The organism is Fundidesulfovibrio sp., from assembly GCF_058402725.1.
The window spans coordinates 1-2,597 of record NZ_JBZVFJ010000272.1; the positions used below are offsets into that span (position 1 = coordinate 1).

Sequence of the window (2,597 nt, forward strand, 5' to 3'; positions counted from 1 at the left end):
TGCCCTGCACCCGCTGGGGGGATGATCCCCCCAGACCCCGCAATGGCTTCGCGGGTTTCACCGGGTAGGTCGGAGACGGACGCCCGCCAGGAGCAGCCCTACGCCGGGAACACCACTGCCGCACGCGGAGAGGATCAAGGCAATTGCTTGTGGAAATCTTGAGGGCTCTTGATCCAGTTCCCGGCGCGAAACGCCACGAACTCCCAGGCCTGGACTATGCTGCTTTGGCTGAAGTGTCCTGCCGAAGTGCGGAGCAGACGACCCGTCGATGTCGGATTCCATGAAAACCGAGAAGCCGCGAGGGAGGGCAGAAGGGAAGGCCCGTCGTCCTCCGGAGGCCCTGTCTCCGTCTGAGCGGTCGCTTCATGGGCCGTGCCCCTCGCATTCGCGAGGCGAAGTCGGAGCCGGGGAGGATGTGCCTTTAGACCGGAGGCCCTTCTTCGCCACCACCTGCGCACAGGGCTCCAGCGTGCAGACCGTGTTTGCGTAGCTGCGTCGCAGGGGCGCGGGCAAAAGAAAACGGCCGGGACTTTCGTCCCGGCCGCATGGCGTGTCCGGCTGGCCCTTTTTAGAAGCGGTACTGCAGGCCGAAGGCAACCTTGAAGGCGTCGCCGTTCTTGGCCATGTTGGCAACGCGGCGGGTCCAAACGGAGTTCTCGAAGTCACCGTGGGACCAACCGGCTTCCACGATGGCGGCCAGGTTTTCGTAGATGTTGTACTGGTGGTCGAAGTTGATGGCGACCACGTATTCGTTCTGGGTCAGGTCGCGGCCCATCTGCACGTAGTTGCCGTTACCCCAGAGGGCGCGGGCGTTGCGCAGAGCAACGGAGGAGTTGGTGCCGCGGGCGTAGGTGACGGTCAGGCGATGGGTCAGGTCCTGGATGAAGGAGATCTTGTTCAGGGAGAACACGAGGCCCCAGGAGCCGACGGGGTTCACGCCCATGTAGCCGCGGGTGTAAGCCTGCGAGGAGTCGAAGAGGAAGGAGGTCGAGGGACCCCAGTACCCCATGACGGTGGGCATACGCTCGGAGCCGTTGCGGGTGGAGCTGTCTTCACCAGTGGACCACCAGAAGGTCAGCTGGGGGGTGAGGATGTCCAGACCGGTGTACTCGGCGGCCACGTCGAACCAGAAACCGCCGCGCTTGGACTTGCCGCGATCGCTGTTGTTGCCGGTGCCGTAGATCACGTCGGCGTAGAACTTGAAGGGATCCAGCGCGGTGACGGCGAAGGAGCCGCCAACCCACCAGAACACGTTCTGGGCGTTGGACAGGCCGGCGGGGGCAAGAGCGGTGCCGGCGGAGAACAGGTTGGAGGCCAGGGTGGCGCCCGCGTTGCCAGCGCCGGTGGCGTAGTTGGCGTTGCGGCCGGCGACGGCCATCATGCCCCAGGGAGTGGCCTTGAAGCCGTCCAGGGTGATGGGCAGGGCCAGCACGAAGGCGTCGAACTCGTCAGGCACCTGGGTGGTGGTGGGGTCCATGTCGCGGTTGGTGTCCAGCAGACGGGTGTAGCCGGCGATGATCTTGAACTGCTCGGCCACGGGGATGGACACGATGGCGGCGGCGGAGCGCGAACCACCGAACACGGGGTTGGCGTTCAGCAGGGCGTCGGAGGAGATGGGCAGACCCCAGTCCTGCATGCCGATGGTGAACTCAACGTCGGTGCCGGGCCACTTGAACTGCAGGTAAGCCTGGTACACGTCGATGGCGACGGCCGGGTTGTCCACAGTGTAGGTGCCGTTACCCCAGGGGGTGTTGTTGGCGCGGATGCCGAAGCGGAACTTCAGGCCTTCGTTGGCGATGAAGTCGGTGCGCAGGCGGAAACGCTGCCAAATGGCGAATTCGTCCATGGTGCGGTTGGCGGCGCCGTTCCAACCAGTGTAGTTCTGCTTGGCGAAGAAGGTGCCGTGGATACGGGCGTCGCCGGTCATCTTCACCTCGGTGGCGGCGGAGGCGATAGCCACACAGCCGAACACCATGGCGAGGACCAGAGCCAGGGTAAAGCGCTTCATCATCTTTCTCCTTTGGCTTTGAAAGGGTTGCCGGACTTGACCGGGGCGGGGCCGCTTACCAGGGAGGCCCTTTCCCGATTTGCCATGGCCTCCTTCTAGACCCAAGACGAGTGGGGCGCAAGCGGAAAATGAGGTTTTTTTGACTCTCGTATAAAATTTTTTACGGTCGAAAAAATTGAACCCGCCCAAGCGGGCCTGCGGACGGCGGGAGAGATCGCAAACCCTTCACTGCCGGAGGGCGTCGGACGCGCTGCCCGGCCATCGCAGGAGGGCGCGCCCTGGCGGCGGTGGCGGCGTCAGTCGGTGCGGGCGGAGGAAGTCAGTCCAGTCGGCTTGTCATTGTGCCTCAAGGAGCGCCAACCGGGTGGGGGGAAGGAAGGGGCTCGGGGCCGGGTGTAGGCGGGGGCCGAAGCCAAAGCCCGGGTGGGTCGATCCGAGCGGACGGTGGTCCTGCTGCCGGTTGCTGCTCCTCCTGGGCCGCCTGTCGAAGCTGGTCGGGAGGCGGAGTGGCGGGGGGGAGGTGGCCTCCCCCCCCGAGTTTGGGGTGCTCCCCCCTTCGCCCCCCCTTACAGAAAAAAAACTCGCCCCC

At 64.9% G+C, this 2,597-nt stretch carries 1 protein-coding gene; it reads right to left on the minus strand.

Annotated features, from left to right (window positions below; all coding sequences use genetic code 11):
- Positions 1-568: 568 nt before the first annotated feature.
- Positions 569-2,008, minus strand: a complete 1,440-nt coding sequence (locus ACV4UX_RS18570) for an outer membrane homotrimeric porin (protein WP_491594766.1) — start codon at positions 2,006-2,008, stop codon at positions 569-571.
- Positions 2,009-2,597 lie beyond the last annotated feature (589 nt).